Origin of the sequence: Pseudoalteromonas carrageenovora IAM 12662, from assembly GCF_900239935.1 — a bacterium.
GTDB classification, from domain to species: domain Bacteria; phylum Pseudomonadota; class Gammaproteobacteria; order Enterobacterales; family Alteromonadaceae; genus Pseudoalteromonas; species Pseudoalteromonas carrageenovora.
In genome coordinates this window covers 2,893,831-2,911,591 of the sequence record NZ_LT965928.1, presented here as the reverse complement: position 1 = coordinate 2,911,591, position 17,761 = coordinate 2,893,831, and the positions used below count along the sequence as shown (strand labels likewise).

Annotated in this window: 12 protein-coding genes; 7 read left to right on the top strand and 5 right to left on the bottom strand. The window is 39.3% G+C overall.

The annotated features are described in order from the left end of the window. Nucleotides 1-48 precede the first annotated feature (48 nt). A complete protein-coding gene (locus ALFOR1_RS13150) occupies nucleotides 49-1,686 on the bottom strand; it encodes a methyl-accepting chemotaxis protein (RefSeq protein ID WP_104643223.1) in 1,638 nt (545 codons plus the stop codon). 143 nt (nucleotides 1,687-1,829) lie between these two features. Beyond that, the gene (locus tag ALFOR1_RS13145) at nucleotides 1,830-4,055 is read right to left on the bottom strand and encodes a S9 family peptidase (RefSeq protein WP_104643222.1); all 2,226 of its coding nucleotides are present in this window, start codon (nucleotides 4,053-4,055) and stop codon (nucleotides 1,830-1,832) included. Between the two features lie 112 nt (nucleotides 4,056-4,167). On the opposite strand from ALFOR1_RS13145, the gene ALFOR1_RS13140 reads away from it, so the two are divergent. After that, the gene (locus ALFOR1_RS13140; protein ID WP_104643221.1) at nucleotides 4,168-4,572 is read left to right on the top strand and encodes an HIT domain-containing protein; all 405 of its coding nucleotides are present in this window, start codon (nucleotides 4,168-4,170) and stop codon (nucleotides 4,570-4,572) included. A gap of 32 nt (nucleotides 4,573-4,604) precedes the next feature. Here ALFOR1_RS13140 and ALFOR1_RS13135 read toward each other — a convergent pair whose 3' ends face one another. Continuing rightward, the gene (locus ALFOR1_RS13135; RefSeq protein ID WP_104643220.1) at nucleotides 4,605-6,305 is read right to left on the bottom strand and encodes a dipeptidyl-peptidase 3 family protein; all 1,701 of its coding nucleotides are present in this window, start codon (nucleotides 6,303-6,305) and stop codon (nucleotides 4,605-4,607) included. A 295-nt stretch (nucleotides 6,306-6,600) separates the two neighbouring features. Here ALFOR1_RS13135 and ALFOR1_RS13130 point away from each other — a divergent pair, with 295 nt between their 5' ends. After that, on the top strand, nucleotides 6,601-7,440 hold the full coding sequence (locus ALFOR1_RS13130) for an HDOD domain-containing protein (RefSeq protein ID WP_058548021.1): 840 nt from the start codon (nucleotides 6,601-6,603) through the stop codon (nucleotides 7,438-7,440). Between the two features lie 58 nt (nucleotides 7,441-7,498). Here the strand turns inward: ALFOR1_RS13130 and rdgC are convergent, their stop codons facing one another. Both rdgC and ALFOR1_RS13120 read right to left on the bottom strand, forming a co-directional pair. Then, nucleotides 7,499-8,416 (bottom strand): recombination-associated protein RdgC, encoded by a 918-nt coding sequence (rdgC, locus tag ALFOR1_RS13125; RefSeq protein ID WP_058548020.1) that lies wholly within the window; start codon nucleotides 8,414-8,416, stop codon nucleotides 7,499-7,501. Between the two features lie 107 nt (nucleotides 8,417-8,523). Beyond that, a complete protein-coding gene (locus ALFOR1_RS13120; protein WP_058548019.1) occupies nucleotides 8,524-10,290 on the bottom strand; it encodes a sensor histidine kinase in 1,767 nt (588 codons plus the stop codon). Nucleotides 10,291-10,926: 636 nt separating this feature from the next. On the opposite strand from ALFOR1_RS13120, the gene ALFOR1_RS13115 reads away from it, so the two are divergent. The 5 genes from ALFOR1_RS13115 (at nucleotide 10,927) to glyA (ending at nucleotide 17,710) form a co-directional block, all read left to right on the top strand. Next, nucleotides 10,927-11,295: a response regulator gene (locus tag ALFOR1_RS13115; RefSeq protein ID WP_104643219.1), complete on the top strand. Its 369-nt coding sequence runs from the start codon at nucleotides 10,927-10,929 to the stop codon at nucleotides 11,293-11,295. Nucleotides 11,296-11,524: 229 nt separating this feature from the next. Next, nucleotides 11,525-13,942 carry a bifunctional aspartate kinase/homoserine dehydrogenase I gene (gene thrA, locus ALFOR1_RS13110; protein ID WP_104643218.1) on the top strand — a complete coding sequence of 806 codons (2,418 nt, stop codon included), beginning with the start codon at nucleotides 11,525-11,527 and terminating at the stop codon, nucleotides 13,940-13,942. Between the two features lie 9 nt (nucleotides 13,943-13,951). Beyond that, a complete protein-coding gene (gene thrB, locus ALFOR1_RS13105; RefSeq protein WP_104643217.1) occupies nucleotides 13,952-14,887 on the top strand; it encodes a homoserine kinase in 936 nt (311 codons plus the stop codon). A gap of 11 nt (nucleotides 14,888-14,898) precedes the next feature. After that, the gene (gene thrC / locus ALFOR1_RS13100) at nucleotides 14,899-16,182 is read left to right on the top strand and encodes a threonine synthase (protein ID WP_104643216.1); all 1,284 of its coding nucleotides are present in this window, start codon (nucleotides 14,899-14,901) and stop codon (nucleotides 16,180-16,182) included. A gap of 271 nt (nucleotides 16,183-16,453) precedes the next feature. Continuing rightward, entirely contained in the window at nucleotides 16,454-17,710 is a 1,257-nt protein-coding gene (glyA, locus tag ALFOR1_RS13095; protein WP_104643215.1) for a serine hydroxymethyltransferase, read from the top strand. Nucleotides 17,711-17,761 lie beyond the last annotated feature (51 nt).

The following is a 17,761-nucleotide window of genomic DNA, read 5'->3' as shown; positions in this document are numbered from 1 at the left end:
TACGTGCAATAAAAAAGCCCTGATAATTCAGGGCTTTTGTTTTTTAAGTTATTTTAATTTAAAGCGATTAACCACACTCGAAAGCCCTTGGCTACTTTGTTTAAGATTGTCGCTAGCATCGGTAAGCTGCTTGGTATTATTGAGTGATTGCTCGGTTGATTGAGATAACTCGTTAATACGTAAATTAACCTCGTCGGCAGCTTGTGTTTGCTGCTCTGTGGCTCGCGCTATTTGGCTGTTCATTTCAGTAATAATTGACACAAGCCTTTCAATTTCACTAAGTGATGTATTAGCAGATGAAGCCTGTTCAACGGTAGAAACCGAAAGCGCTTGGCTTGACTTAACAGCCTCAACAGCGGCTTTTGCCCCTTCTTGCAATTTAGTGATCATAGCTTGAATTTCGTCAGTACTTTGCCCTGTACGACTCGCTAGTGTGCGTACTTCATCGGCTACAACAGCAAAGCCTCTGCCGTGCTCACCGGCTCGAGCTGCTTCTATTGCAGCGTTAAGCGCTAGTAAATTAGTTTGCTCCGATATACTTCTAATCACATCAAGTACTGAGCCTATATTATTGCTCTCGTTGGCCAAGTCTTCAGTAACTTGGCTTACCGTTTCTATATTGCTAGAAAGTGTTTCTATGGCGGTAATGGTGTTTTCAACCACGCTTTTACCTGTTGATGCATTGCACGCGGCATCATTGGCAGCTTGTTCTGCTGCCTCAGCATTACGACTTACGTCGTGGATTTGGTGAGTCATTTGCTCCATTGCAGCAGCAACTTGTGTGGAGCTGTCGTTTTGTAGCTCGATAAACGAATGGCTTGTTTTGCTAGAGTCGTCAACGGTATAGGCATGCTTATTTACATCATCGGCACTTTGCGATACTTGAACCAACGACTCTCTTATTTTTAACACAAATAAATTAAATGAACGCGACAGCTCTGAAATTTCATCATTACCCGATTCGTTTAGCGTACGGGTTAAATCACCTTCGCCTTGGGAAATATCTTTCATCATATCGGCAGCTAGGCGAGTAGGGGTTAAGATGCTCTTACCTATAAAGTAGCTGAGGATTATAACTGCAATAATCATTATTAATGCGCTAAAAAGTATAAGGTTACGCTGCTCGCTAAATGCTTCGTCAATTGAATCAAGGTAAACACCTGAACCAATAATCCACTGCCACTGATTAAACCCTTTTACAAACGCTATTTTATCTACAGGTTGTTCTTTACCAGGCTTTGGCCATTTGTAAGGAATAAAACCTTCGCGGTTTTGTTTTACAATATTAACCATTTCTACAAATAGCGCTTTGCCGTCGGGGTCTTTGTTATTGGTTAAGTCTTTACCTTCAAGCGCCGGTTTTATAGGGTGCATTACCATTGCAGGTTGGTAGTTGTTTATCCAAAAATAATTAGTTTTGTCGTAGCGTAGGGCTCTTACAGCCTCAAGAGCTTGGGTTTGAGCTTGCTCTTGCGTGAGGGTGTTGTTTTTCTCAAGTGCATAGTAATGTTCAATAACACTGTATGCGGTTTCTACTACATTTTGTGTTTTTAGGTATTGCTCGTTTTTGAGTGAGCTATATTGATGAGTTAGGCTAGATATACTCAGTACTATTAGGCCAAATACAACAATGGCTATTAACAGTGAAAAACGCTGGAATATACTAAAACTACGTAAATTAGGCATACTTTTATCCTCAATAAGTGTGCGCATTAGCGCATAGAATAAGCGTAGCTAAAAAGGGCGTTTAATCTAGGCTTAATAACCTATTAAGACAAAAAAAAGGCTGATATTTCAATCAGCCTTTGGTCTATTTTTAAATGGTTTAATTATTTAACATCAAAATGACGATTAAAGAAATTAGTAATGGTTTGATGCAAATGCGTTTGCACTTGTTTACCACGAAGACTGTGTTTAGAGCCCGGGTAAGTCATCATCTCAAACTGTTTTTCGTTATCTTGAAGTTGTTTAAATAACTTAGTGGCGTGGGTAAATAACACGTTGTCATCGGCCATACCATGGTAAATCATTAATGGGCCTTTTAAGCCATCTGCGTACGGGAATACAGCGCTATCTTCGTAGCCTTTTGCGTTCGTGTTTGGATTACCTAAATAACGTTCAGTGTAGTGAGTATCGTACAATGCCCAATCTGTTACTGGTGCTCCCGATACGCCTGCTTGAAAGTAATCGCCCGCTTTAAACATTGTCATTAATGCCATGTAGCCGCCGTAGCTGTGGCCATAAATACCAATACGCTGTGGATCTACGTAATCAAGGGAGCGTAAAAATTCTACGCCCTTAATTTGGTCGGCGACTTCTACTACGCCTAAGTTTCTATAAATAGCATCTTCAAACTTTTTGCCGCGATTGTAAGAACCTCGGTTATCAAGCTGAAAAATAACGTAGCCTTGTTGCGCCATATATTGAAAATACAAATTTTTACTGCGCCAGCTATTGGTAACTCTTTGTGCGTGCGGCCCACCGTAAACATTAACAATAACAGGGTGTTTTTTGCCATCACTTACATTACTTGGCTTAAATAAACGGTAATGCATTACTTGGCCATCTTGTGCTTTAATTGTGCCGTATTCTGGTGTTGTTAAATCACTTAAGTAAGGCGTAAGCGGGTGGTTACTATCGAGCTTGTTTTCTTCAAGCCAGGTAATAAAGTCGCCGTTTACATTACGAAGAGCGGCTGAGTTTGGCGTATTATCAGATGAACTATTATCGATAAAAGTTTTACTATCTTTTGCCATTACAACACTGTGGTACTTACCTTTTTCGGTAATACGCTTTGCATTGCCTTTTTTAAATAAAGGGGCGCTGTATAAATGGCTTTCAAGCGGTGTATCTTTACGTCCTGCAAAGTACACAATACCTTTTTTCTCATCAATACCTTTTAAGCTATCAACAGCCCAATCGCCAGAGGTAATTTGGCGAACAAGTTGGCCGTTAGTACGGTATAAGTAAAGATGTTTAAAACCATCGCGCTCAGATGCCCATACAAAATGCTTTTTGTCTTTTAAAAACTCAAGGTCAAAGTGTAGGTTTATCCATGTGTCGCTATTTTCGCTAAGCGCTACTTTTTGTGTTCTAGTTTCGCTGTTATAAAAGCGAAGCTCTAAATTATGCTGAGAGCGGTTTTGCCACTGATAAGAAAGCGTAGTGCTGTCTTTTAGCCATTTAGCGCGGGCAATGTAAATGTCTTCATCTTCGCCTAAATCAATCCAATCAACTTTTTGGTCGTTAAGTTTAACTACGCCTAGCTGAATCTTAACGTTATCTGTTCCTGTAAACGGGTAGCGCTGATTAAATAGTTTTACTTCATCTGCGTAAATTTCGTTACGAATTGCTTCTTTTACAGGGGTTTCGTCAACACGTGTATAAGCTATTTTAGACTCATCGCCTGACCACCAATAACCCGTCATACGGCTCATTTCTTCTTGCGCTACAAACTCGGCCATGCCGTTTTTAATAACGCCGCCACCGTCTTTACTTAGCTGTATTTCTTTTCCAGAATCAAGCTCTAAAGCGTAAAGGTTTTGCTCACGAATAAACGATACATAATTACCTTTAGGTGAAAAACGCGCATCGGTTTCAAACGTTTCTGTGTTTGTTAGTTTTTTACTTTTACCTGAAGCGAGCTCGTAATAATACAAGTCACCATTGAGTGGAAATAAAAGTGCTTTGCCGTCTTTAGACCATTTATATTCTAAAATACCTTTACCAAAAATACGCTGGCGTTCGCGGCGTGCTTTTTCTTCATCTGAAAGGTTTTCTGGGCCTGAAAATAACTTAGCAGAATCAACAAGTACACGATTGGTGTTGTCTTTTAAGTTGTATTCCCACAAATCATAACGGTTGTAGTCATCGTTTTTACCTTGTAAGTAAGTTACGCGGCTGCCGTCAGGTGAAAATTTAAGTTGTACCGGTGACTTACCCGAAAGGCTCGGATCGTCAAAAATACGTTCTAGAGATAATGGTTTTGCTTGAACACTAACGGCGCCAACCATTAATGGCAGTGCCAGTGAGAGGTGTTTTATTTTTTTTAGCACAAGGTTGCCTTAGCTTATTATAAATATTGCTTTGAATGGTAAAGCCAAGCGTGTGCAACTGCAACTAAATGCTATAAAGTGTCATTTATTGAAGATAAAGTAGGACATTACAATGACTAACCCTAAATTTGAACTTGCCCCTGAGCTTAAGCGCGATTGTATAGAACTTACCGACTGGCCGTTATGTAAGGTGCTACTGCTGAACGATAGCCAATACCCTTGGTTTGTACTTGTACCTAGGCAAGCAAACTTAAAAGAAATTATTGATTTATCTGAGGATGATCAAATTGTGTATTTAAAAGAGTCAGCCAAGTTAAGTAAGTTATTAATGGATGTGTTTAGCCCTGATAAACTAAACGTAGCAGCTTTAGGTAATGTGGTACCGCAATTACATATTCATCATATTGCACGTTTTACGACTGATGCTGCTTGGCCTGCGCCAATTTGGGGTAAGCACCCGGCAGTGCCATATACAGAACCACAAATTGCAGAGCTAAAAAAAGCGCTGCAGTTATAAACCACAGCGCTAGTAACGTATTACGTGTTGGGTTAGTTAAGGCCTAACACGTCTTTACCTTGTTTAAAGGTTACATCTACAGGGATATTAGCTTGGCTTAGCTTTTCTAGGTCTTTAGCAAGCTCTTCTTTAATATCGCCATGTGTTGCGATTAGTTGATCTACTTTTTCGTAATCGCCATCACCTTGTAAAGTTAAAATTAGGCGAGATAATTTAGCCATTGCTACGCCCATTTTTTCCATGTTTACGCGGTATAAACCTTCGTCATTTTTAGAAAATGCGCCTTCTTGTGCAAAGAAATTAAAGCGGATCATATTGGCTTTACCATGTGCACTTGATGCGCCAAAACGTACAGAGCGGAAAATACCAGCCATAAACGTAGTGTAGTAATCCTCTAGTGTACCTTCGGTAATTTCGCCTTTTTTGAGTAACTGCTCAACCATGTATAAACCTAAAATATCGGCTTTACCTTCTTCAAGTGCACTTGCGTGTTCTTGTAATGATTGGCGAACGGTTCCTTTACCTGTAAGCGTGTTTTTAATACCTAAACCATGTGCCACTTCATGGAACATAGTATTGGCAAAAAATGCGTTAAAGGTAATGTGTTTGCGTTGCTCTGGCACAATTAGCTGCTCAGAGATTGGCACTAAAATTTTATCAAACTTAGCGCGCATTGCGTTTTTAAGTTGCAGGCGACGAGTGCCTTTTTCAAGCTGAACTTGCTCATCGTTTGGTAAATTGATCGCAATGGTTTTACTGCCTGCATTAGAGTGGCCTGCGTAGTAAACAACATCGTAAGCATTTAAATCGGCATCCGAACCAGGTACTTCTTGTTTGTACTTCGCATCTACTGGTAAGCCTTTTTGAAGCTCAGGTAAAAAGGCTGCAAACTTAGCAAGGCGCTCGCTCCATTTTAAATCTTTAATTAATACGTAAGACTCATAAGCTGCGCGGTAGCCAAACAATTGATCTTCGTATGTTTCTATTGGGCCAATAACCACATCTACTGGATTATTTTTCATATCCATCCACGCAAAGTCAGACACCTGGAAATCATCTTTTTGCAGTGCGTCAGCGCGTAGATTTAAGTAATTAGCAAATTCTTTATCATCTGCAAGTTTACTTGCTTCACGTAATAGGTTTGCTGCTTTTGCAAGCTCATCAGCGTATTCTTTTGAATAAGGCACGCTGTAAAGCTTGCCTTGCTCGTCACGTTTAATTACTGAGTAAAGGCCTTTTTTATCCTCAACGTCAGCTTTGTTTAACTCTTCTTTAGTTATATCTGCAGGGTAAAACTGTGCTCCGAGGGCTTTTTCTTTATAGCCTGATAAAAATGCTTCGTCACCATTTAAACGATCCCAAGGACCGTAGTTAATATCAGCAAATTTACGTACTTTTTCATCACTCAGTTTTGCTAAAAACGCATCTTTATTTTCACCAAAAGATTGTTTCCAAAATAATTCATCCATAATTTTAGATGCATCAATAAGCTTAGACACCATCGCTTTTTGGTTATCACTCAAATGCGAAAGATCAGCCTTTAGGCTAAAGTCAGTGTAAATATCTAAACGTTGTTTATCGGTATTAATAAGCTTAGGACCTGATTGAGCACCACTTTCTTGGGCTAGGTCTACGGCTGTGTTGTCGGTAGAAGACGGCGCTTGCTCAGAGCATGCACTAAGAAAAACAACACCTGAGAGCAAAATTGCTTGGCTAATTTTATTTAAGATCATTATCTTGCCTATTAAAAAGTAAGTTTAATAATTTGTATAGCTATGCTTAATAGTCAAAGGTATACAAATGCTTCCTTATTGTGATTGCATTAAAGCAAAACTAAATGGTAAATAGCAAGTATTTGGCGTTGTAAGGCAGGCACATGCGCTAAAGCGTCATAAATTAAAATAAACTTCTATAATTTCCTTAACTTTATCGGTAAGTTAGACAATACTAATTTATATTACTAATACAAAAATTAACGGTCTGAATTTGCAGTTGCTTGCAGGCTAAACAAAAAGGATGGCAAGCTATATGTCTACAGAAAATGCTTTATTAACGATTCTAGTTGATAGAATAAATAACGATACGCTCGTGCTGCCAACGCTACCTGAGGTTGCAATTAAGGTTCGCCAAGCGGCGGATAACCCTGATGTAAACTTGATGCAAATGTCGGATGTTATTGCTCAAGACCCTGCGCTTTCAGCCCGTATGATAAAAGTTGCTAACAGTGCAATTATGGGACGTGCGGTAAAAGTGTCTAATTTACAGCAAGCAGTTACACGTATTGGCTTGCGCCAAATTAAAAATATTGCAACCGCAATGGCAATGGAGCAACTGTTTGTATCAAACAATGAGCTAATTAAAGGTTACATGGGTAAAGCGTGGCAAAAAACATTAACGGTTGCGAGCCACTCTATTTCACTTATGGAATTTTACTTACAAAATCAAAAGCACACGTCGTTAAATCGCGATTCAATTACACTCGCCGCACTCGTCTATAATATTGGCGTGTTACCTATTTTAACTGAAGCAGAGCGCCACCCCGAGGTTTTTGCTAACCCAAGCTTTTTAGCTCATGCAATTCAAAAGTTGAGTGGTAAAATTGGCTCTTCTATAATGACTGCTTGGGAGTTTCCGAAGGAGTTTGTTGATGTTGCACAAAGCTGGGCCGATCCCACTTATAAACCGTCTCAAGTAAGTTATGTAGATTTTATTCGTGTAGGCGCTATTTTAGAGGGGACGTTACAGGTTTCTGATAAATCAGCCGCATTACAAACTTATATAGATAAGGGCGTAATTCCATCGATGCAGTTATTTTCAAGTGACGAGTACAACGATATGCTAGCTGATGTAAAAGATATGTTTAGTTAAACATATCTTTTATTGGTATTAAAAAAGCACGATTTTATCGTGCTTTTTTACGTTTTAGTTATGCTTTACCTAAATCGTCTGCATCACCTAAACCAGCGGTTAGCTCTTCAAGCAATTGTTTAATTTCTTCTGACGCTAAAATAAAGTCGGCATCGAGTTTAACGGCCATATCTTCTTTAGGAATATCAGCGTTTTCTTCTTTTAAAGTTTCTGAGTAGCTTAAACGTTTAATAGAGCCATCGTTTTGTAGCATAAACTTCAGGCGCTCTTGCCAATCAAGGGCAAGCTTAGTTACACGTTTACCGCTTTCTAAATGTGACTTAACTTCATCACAAGCTAGATCATGACCTTTAAGTTTTACTTGTGCGCCGCTGTCATCGGCTTCTTCAAGTTCAGCGTCTGAGCCTATTGCAAAGCCTTCTGGAGTACTAAAGTTAGTTAGCCAGTCTGTTAAAAATACATCAAGGTCATAATTAGCAAATGCAGGTACTACAGGTAATGTACCAAGTGACTTACGAAGTAGGGCGAGTAGCTCTTCTGCTTTGTTAAAGCTGCCACTATTTACTACAACCCAACCATTTTCTTGGTCAATGAATGCAAATTGTAGGCTCGATTTTTTGAATGCCTGAGGAAGCAGTGTATGAAGGATGTTTTCTTTTAATTCGTCTTTTTCTTTCTTTTTAACAGGACGATTTTCTTCTGCTTCAATTTGATCAATTTTTTCAGCAACGAGCTCGTTTATAACCGACGCAGGTAACACTTTTTCTTCACGTTTTGCACACACTAAAATACTTTTTTGAGAAAAATGCGATAACGTTTCGCCATGCTTTCCAAACGCTTTTGTCCAGCCAAATGTAGCAAGCTCTTGGCCTGTACACGGACGAAATAAGTCTTGCTCTAATGCTTTGTCAAAATCTTCTTGAGTATATGAAACGTCTTGCTTAAAGCGGTAACAAATAAGGTTACTAAACCACATAGGGGGATTGATCCATTTGAAAAATTTGTTCAATCATAGCAATAAAAACAACATCTCGAAATGGCTGATTTGTTACTGGCAAATATGGCTAAATTTAACGCACATAGTTACTCTTGGTTAAACATAGAGAGGGGTTTAGCCATGTTTTTAGGGAACTGAATGTAATAGCGAAGACCTTTACCTGGCTCGCTTGTGGCATCAATAGAGCCACTTAATGTTTGTTTTACTAAATTAAACATTATGTGCGTACCTAAGCCGCTACCACCTTGATCGCGCTTAGTCGTAAAAAATGGGTCAAATAACTTAGTTAATTGCTCGCTAGTAACACCGTTACCATTATCTTTGTAATCAATGGTTAAGTTAGTTTCATCACTTGTTATTTTTATATCCATAAGGCCATTTTCTTTGCCTTCAAAGCCATGAATCAGTGAATTCATTATTAGGTTGGTAAAAATTTGACTTATAGCACCTGCAGGTAAGTTAAGCACTAAATCATCTGGGCATTGTAAGTTAATTGTGTGGGATGTTTTTTTAAGTTTAGGATGCAGCGAGCGAATTACTTCGTTAACGTAATCTTTAAAGTTGATGGTTCTTATTGCCTCACTGGCTTGATCAACCGCAATTTGTTTAAAGCTCGCAATTAGCTCAGATGCTCTATCAAGGTTTGTAGTGAGTAGGCTAGTACTTTGTTTAGCTTCATTAATAAACTCCTCAAGCGCTTTTGGTGAGAGTTTCTTATCGGTATAGGCACTTTCGAGTTTATTTAAACGTTCTTGTAAAAATGATATTGCAGTAACGCCAATACCAATGGGCGTATTTATATCGTGCGTTATACCAGCTACTAAACCACCTAAGGCTGCCATTTTTTCAGTGCCAACTAAACGCTCTTGAGCTAGGCTTAGCTCATCTATATAACGTTGTGATTCGCTTTGTTTGCTAATTAGTTCTTGCTCTGTGCTTCGGCGTAAATCAATTTCTTCGGTGAGAACTATTTTTTGTTTTTCAAGCTCATATTTTTGCTGCTGTAAGTCCATCATTGCTTGGCTCAAGTTAGATGTTTTACGCGCTACGTCTTGTTCTAGTTGTATATTGTGCTGATCGAGCTTTTCGTTACTAATAATAAGTTCTTTTTGGGTATGCTCTAGCTCTTTTCGGTATTGCACCACTTTGTCTATCAGGTTATTGAATGAGTGCTCCATAACTTTAAGTTCGTTATGCTCTTCTGTTTCAATTTCTATGTGTTGACCTTCTAATTCATCAAGCTCGATGTTTTCTAATTGCTCAGTGAGTTCAGCTAAAGGATCGGTTAACAGTTTTCTAAATGCCATTAAAAATAAAATAATCAAAAATGTAGTTTTGATCATCGCATTACCAATCAAAAAGTAGATCGAAACCATAATCCGGCTAAAAACAACTTCTCGGCTGGAAAACAAAGTAACATCGCCAACTTGAGTGGCACGCCCTGAAAATTCAAAAATAAGCGGGAAGGTATAACCAAATAAGCCAGATTTAGTATCTTCTAAAATAACTTCTTCTTGCACTAATTGCTGGTTATACAATTTATGTATATCTAAAGAGCGACCCAGTTGAGAAATTATTTCGCCACTGTCGTCACGCACTATAATTCCTTCGATCATTGGAATTGCGAGTAAGCCCTCTGCCGTAGTAATTGTTTGCTTTGTATTAAGCTCCCAAATGGCACGTGTTAAGCTGCGACTAAAGGTTTTTTGTAAGGTGCTAAGTTCATCTCGAATGTAGTCTTTAGTATTGACGTATTCAGCAAGTACTTGGCCACAAGTCACCACAAAGGTAAGCAAAAAATAGACTGATAAAACATTAGTCAGCAACTTCTTAGAAAGGCTTTTTTGTAACATGAGTGACGTGTTCATCCTTTGTTATTTTTATAACGTTTTTAGAGTAATTTAAAAGTTAGTCAATAAACGCCTAAAAATAAATAAAAAAGTTAAAATTTAATAAGATAAACAGGCTCTAGTGAAGTATTAATGTATTTAAGCTAAGCTTATGCAGTAACTTATTACTAGGGCGTGTTGACCTTTCGTGGGTGAATTTGCAGCAGTATGTTTGGTTTTTAGGCAAGGCAGAGTCTATGCAGTGTGGTTATTCCCCATAAATAGGCGATAACGCAGCATAAAGACCAAACATGCGCTGCCCTTTGGGTTCTTTCTAGGGACGATTAACTCTTTGTTGCCTACATGGATGTAGGTAAGGGGCGTGAGCAGGACGCGGAAGCTTTGCTCGGTTTTTACTTAGCCCACTAGGTTACAAACCTCGCGCCGCGATTTGAACGCCCCTAGATTGAACAAATTTCAATCCACAAAGTTCAACACGCCCTAGTGTTAAACGCTGGTAATTAATGAAAATAGATTTATTCGATAATTATCACCATATTAAATTATTAATGTGTTGAGTATATAGGAACGTGGTAAACTGCGTTTGTTGCAATGGAGGGCAGGTTTTAATTACTTTTAGATGGCTGTGTAGTAGTAAACATGATGAAATTTTCAATACTTGTATGTGATGATTCAACAGTTGCCCGTAGGCAAGTTGTGCGCTGTTTAAATGACAGTCTAAGTGCAGAGATTCAACAAGCAGTAAATGGTGTGCAGGCTTTAGCATTATTGCGAGAGCAACATTTTGACTTGATTTGTTTAGATTTAACAATGCCAGAACTAGACGGAGTGCAGGTACTCGAAACAATAAAAGCAGAAAAAATAGAGTGCTTTGTATTGATTATTTCAGCAGATATTCAAGAGAAAATGAAAGTAAGAGTAGCCCAGCTAGGCGCAATCGACTTTATTGAAAAACCCATTAATAAATCTAAATTAAAAGAAATATTGCATAAATTTGGCATTCATTAGGTTATTTTATATTAAAAAAGGCTGTTTTATCTTTTCAATTAGGGTTGACAGCATAGCCTCTGTTAAGGCAGTCTTAAGCCTATGAAAACAATTAATCGCGTACTGACCATTATTATTACAACCACCATTCTTACTGGATAGTGGCATAGGTCGGTGCAACAAATTTAAAGGCCTGTGTTCACTTAGAACACAGGCCTTTTTTCGTTTTATGGGATGAGGAACATAAACAATGCGCGTTTTAAAATTTGGCGGCTCTTCGCTTGCCGACTTTGCATGCTTAGAACAGGTAGCTCAGTTAGCTAAAGCACAATTAAAAGATGAAATGTTACTGGTACTTTCAGCGCCAGGCGGGATGACCGATTCACTGGTTGCGTTAGCTGCGGCAGCAGAGCAAGGTTTAGATTTTTCACAGCAATGGCAAGCACTTGTAAGCCGATGTGAAGGTTTAAAAGCTGATGTGGAAAAAACAGGTGTGGTTGTTTCTAATTGGCCAAACTTAGGTGAGCTTAAAAATAAATTAGATGGCGTAGCGCTTATAAAGTGTTGCCCAGATCAGGTTCGTGCATTTGTAATTAGTTTTGGTGAGCGTGTGAGTGTGTCGCTTATGCAAAGTTTATTAAGCTCGCACGATGCTAAATATTTAGAAGCAACAAGCTGTATAGCCTCAACAGGTGGCTACATTGATGCTGAAGCTGATTTAGTAACAAGCAAAGCGCGTTTTCAAGCTGTACTTAAAGAAAACCCAGCCACTATTTATATTATGCCTGGTTTTACAGCAAGTAATGAACAAGGTGAGCTTACAACGCTTGGTCGTAATGGTTCTGATTATTCTGCAGCAATTGCAGCTGCCTGTTTAGAAGCTGAAATTTGTCAAATTTGGACGGATGTAGACGGTGTTTACAGCGCCGACCCTCGTTATATCAAAAAGGCGACTAAAGTAGATTTCTTATCTTATAAAGAAGCGATGGAGCTTTCTTACTTTGGCGCTAAAGTACTTCACCCTAAAACGATTTTGCCGTGTGCTAAAGCGGGTGTGCCGTGTGAAATTAAAAATACTCATAACCCAGATGCCCAAGGCTCATTAATTGGTAACGATTATAAATCTGACGAGCCAGTAAAAGCGCTTTCAAGTTTACAAGACTTAGCCATGCTTACCGTTTCAGGCCCAGGTATGAAAGGTAAAGTGGGTATGGCGTCTAAAGTGTTTAACGCACTGGCACACGACAACGTATCAATTGTATTAATCACGCAATCTTCATGTGAATTTAGCATTAGCTTTTGTGTTCACGAAAGTGATTTAGCGTTGGCACTTGATGCGTTACAAACAGCATTTGAACTTGAGTTGCAAGCAGGGCTTATTGAGCCAGTACAAGTACAGCGTAACTTAGCGATTGTTACACTTGTGGGTGATAACATGCGCGCACACCGTGGCTTAGCTGCTAAGTTTTTTGCCTCGCTTTCACAAGCACAGGTAAACATTGTTGCCATTGCACAAGACTCTACCGAGAGTGCTATTTCAGCGGTTATCGATGGTGAGCTATGTAACGATGCAGTGAAAATATGTCATGAGAACTTCTTCACGCATGTGCCTTCAATTGATGTGTTTTTATTAGGTTGCGGCTTAGTAGGACAAGAGCTTATTTCTCAGTTAGAGCGCCAACAAGCATGGCTTGAAAAGCGTAATATTAAGTTAAACCTTTATGGTGTAGCTAATTCTCGTCAATTACATTTAGATAGTGAAGGCATAGCGTTTGCTGATTGGCAGCAAAAGTTAGCAGCATCTGATCAGGCGTTTGATTTAAATTTAGTAGAGCAATTTGTTAAACAAAACCATTTAGTTAATCCTGTTTTAGTTGATTGCACGTCGTCTGATGCACTTGCTGCACAATACGTCGACTTTTTAAATGCAGGCTTTCACGTAGTTGCAGCTAATAAAAAAGCAACAACTAGCTCGTACACGTACTACCAAGACTTAATTGCAGCAACACAAAAAAATAATCGTAAATTTTTATACGAAACTAATGTAGGCGCAGGCTTACCGGTAATCGATAACTTACAATCGTTATTTGGTGCAGGTGATGAGCTGCTTGAGTTTAGTGGAATTTTATCGGGCTCACTTTCATACATGTTTGGTGCACTGCAAGATGGTTTATCACTCTCTGAAGCCACAGTTAAAGCTAAAGAAAGTGGTTTTACAGAGCCTGATCCTCGTGATGATTTATCTGGTACCGATGTAGCACGTAAATTACTGATCATTGCTCGCGAAGCGGGTATGAAGCTAGAGCTTAGTGATATAGAAGTTGAGTCGGTATTACCACAAGGTTTTGCACAAGGCGACAGTGTTGATGAATTTATGGCAAAACTGCCAAGCCTAGATGCGCCATTTAATGACCGTATTCAAAGTGCTGCCGCAGAAGGAAAAGTTCTTCGTTATGTAGGCACAATTAAAGAAGGTCACTGTAAAGTGGGTATTGAAGCTGTTGATTCATCACATGCATTAAATGTAATTCGTGATGGTGAAAACGCCTTAGCAATTTTAAGTCAATATTACCAACCACGTCCGTTTGTGATTCGTGGTTACGGCGCAGGCTCTGAAGTAACAGCCGCAGGCGTATTTGCTGATATCTTAAAAACGTTATCTCGCTAGGAGTTCATTATGATTGAAGTATATGCTCCGGCATCTATAGGTAACTTTGCAGTAGGCTTTGATGCGTTAGGCGCAGCCCTTGCGCCAATTGATGGCAGCTTATTAGGTGATGTAGCTGTTGTTAGTGCTGCACCAAGTGATGAGTTTGTTTGTTCTGGCGAATATGCTCATAAGTTACCAAGTGATCCTAACGAAAACTTAGCGTATCAATGCTTGGTACATTTTAGAGCGCATGTAGCGCCAAATATGCCAAGCGTAAAATTAGAGCTTAAAAAGAACCTACCAATTGGTTCAGGGTTAGGCTCTAGCGCGTGTTCAGTAGTAGCAACGTTTGCCGCATTAGATAAATTTGCACACACTAATTTAAGCCAAGTTGAGCTCATTGAGCTAATGGCTGACTTTGAAGCAATAGTAAGTGGTGGTCGTCATTACGATAATATTACGCCATGTTATTTAGGTGGGCTGCAGCTTACAGGCGATTTAATCCCTGATAAATCAATTGCGTTACCAGTTGATGAAAACTGGTACTACGTTGCTGCGTTTCCTGGCTTTTCGCTTAATACCGCAAAAGCTCGCTCGGTATTACCAAAAGAGCTAAGCATGCACGCAGGTGTTGAGTTTGCACAGCGTTTATCTGCTTTTAGTAGTTTATTATTAACGCAACGTTTTGATGATGCACTTAGCATTATGCAAGACGATATAGCTGAGCCGTATCGTGCACCATTAATAACAGGGTTTAACGAAGCTAAAGCAAGTTTGCCAGCGCTTGGTGCAGAAATTGTGAGTATTTCAGGTGCAGGCCCTACGCTATTTACAGTGTGTAAAACATTAGAAGCTGCTGAGAAATGTGCACAGTGGCTAGAGCAACATTATATAAATGAGCAGGGGTTCTGCCACATTTGTAAATTAGATAACGACGGCACGCGTCAATTAAACGTTTTATAGGATAGGCAGTTATGCAATTACATAATTTAAAAGATGGTTCTCAAAAAGTGTCGTTTGTTGAAGCGGTAAAAGCAGGTTTAGGGCGCAACCAAGGTGTTTTTTTTCCTGAATCTCTTGCTCCAATAGCTGACGTAGACGCCTTACTTGATATGGACTTTGTTACTCGCAGTGGTAAAATTTTATCGCACCTTATTGGTGACGAGTTACCAAGTGATACGGTTGCTCAAATGGTTAAAAATGCATTTAACTTTCCTGTTAAGCTAGTAGAAGTTGAAGAAAATACATACTGCTTAGAGTTGTTTCATGGTCCTACGCTTGCGTTTAAAGACTTTGGCGGACGCTTCATGGCTGAGTGTTTAGCGCAGTTTAATCAAGGTGAAAATGTTACCATTTTGACCGCAACATCAGGGGATACAGGCGCTGCTGTAGCACATGCTTTCTATAATAAGCCAAATATAGATGTGGTAATTTTATACCCTAAAGGCAAAATTTCACTTGCTCAGCAAAAGCTTTTTACAACGCTTGGTAATAATATTCATTGTTACGCAGTGGAAGGTAGTTTTGATGACTGCCAAGAACTCGTTAAAAAATCGTTTTTAGATGATGAAGTTAAATCAACACTTGGCCTTAATTCAGCTAACTCAATCAACATTAGCCGCCTAGTGGCGCAAGTGTGTTATTACTTTGAAGCCATTGCTCAATTACCTAAAGAAAAACGTGCAACAGCGCATATTTCAGTACCTAGCGGTAACTTTGGTAATGTATGTGCCGCCATGATTGGCGCGGTAATCGGTATGCCAGTAGGTAAACTAAGTGCTACAACTAATCAAAATGATACAGTTCCGCGCTTTATGCTTGATAAAAACTGGGCGCCAAACGCAACGCTTGAGTCGCTTTCAAACGCGATGGATGTAAGTAAACCTAATAACTGGCCGCGCGTGCAAACAATGTTAGATAATAACTGGTTTAGCTACGATAACTTTTATTCAAGCAGCGTAAGCGAGCAAGATACACAAACTGTGATGAAAAATATTCAACAAACAGGCTATGTAGCAGAACCACATACGGCGATTGCTTACCAAGGTCTTGTTGAAAATAGAGCACCTGGTGCCGCGGGTATCTTTTTAGCAACAGCACATCCTGCTAAATTTAAAGAAAGCGTAGAAGAGATTTTAAATATTGAACTTGATATGCCAAAACCATTAAGCGATGCATTAGCTAAACCGTGCTTAGCAAGCGATATTAACGCCGATTATGATGCGTTACGCACTGAAATACTGGCAAAGTTAGGTTAACCCAGTAGCGAAAAATTAAGCGGCTTAGGCCGCTTTTTTATTATTTAAAATAGGTATTAGCACGCTGCTATCATTAACTAATTAAATGTAAAAAATAAAATTCATTTAAATTATTAATGCATTTATAAAAAAATATCATCTTAAAAACCCTGTGAAATAGTTTCAATCCCTGTTTAAATATCCTCAACTTAAGAGCGTAGGCAAAGAGTCGTTTAAAGCGTACAATAAAGCCTCTAAAAAAACACCATACACGTTGCCCTAGGAGACCCCAATGTTAGAACGTAGCATGAATATTTCGGATTTTGATTCAGAGTTATTTGACGCGATAAACAAAGAAACTGCTCGCCAAGAAGAGCACATCGAATTAATCGCTTCAGAAAACTACTGTAGCCCACGTGTACTAGAAGCACAGGGTTCACAGCTTACAAACAAATACGCTGAAGGTTACCCAGGCAAACGTTACTATGGCGGTTGTGAGCACGTTGATGTTGTTGAACAACTAGCAATTGACCGTGCAAACGAGTTATTTGGTTCTGACTATGCGAACGTTCAGCCACATGCTGGTTCTCAAGCAAACGCAGCTGTTTTCTTAGCATTATTAGATGCTGGCGACACAGTACTAGGTATGAGCTTAGCTCATGGTGGTCACTTAACGCACGGTTCACACGTAAGCTTCTCTGGTAAGCTTTACAATGCAATTCAATACGGTCTAGATGAAGCAACGGGCGAAATTGATTACGCACAAGTTGAAGCGCTAGCACTTGAGCACAAACCAAAAATGATTATTGGTGGTTTCTCAGCGTACTCAGGTATTGTTGATTGGGCTAAGTTCCGTGAAATTGCAGATAAAGTAGGCGCTTACTTATTTGTTGATATGGCTCACGTTGCAGGCTTAATTGCTGCGGGTGTTTACCCAAGCCCAGTACCTCATGCACACGTTGTAACAACGACAACACACAAAACACTTGCTGGCCCTCGTGGTGGTTTAATTATTTCTGCATGTGGTGATGAAGCTATTTACAAAAAGCTTAATAGCGCTGTATTCCCTGGTGGCCAAGGTGGTCCTTTATGTCACATTATTGCTGCAAAAGCAGTGGCATTTAAAGAAGCACTACAACCAGAGTTTAAAACATACCAAGCTCAAGTAGTTAAAAATGCACAAGCTATGGTTGCTGTAATGCAAGAACGTGGTTACAAAATCGTATCTGACAAAACAGAAAACCACTTATTCTTACTTGATTTAATCGATAAAGATATCACAGGTAAAGATGCCGACGCAGCGCTTGGTAATGCAAACATTACAGTTAACAAAAACTCTGTACCAAACGATCCTCGCTCACCGTTTGTTACTTCTGGTTTGCGTATTGGTTCACCTGCAATTACACGTCGTGGCTTTAAAGAAGCTGAGTCGAAAGAACTTGCTGGCTGGATTTGTGATGTATTAGACAACATTAACGATGAGTCTGTACAAGCGCAAGTTAAAGAAAAAGTAAAAGCAATTTGTGCAAAATTACCTGTATACGCTTAATTGCATAAGCAGTAGTAATTTAGATCACAACTGTTTAGTTTTTTGCTAAGA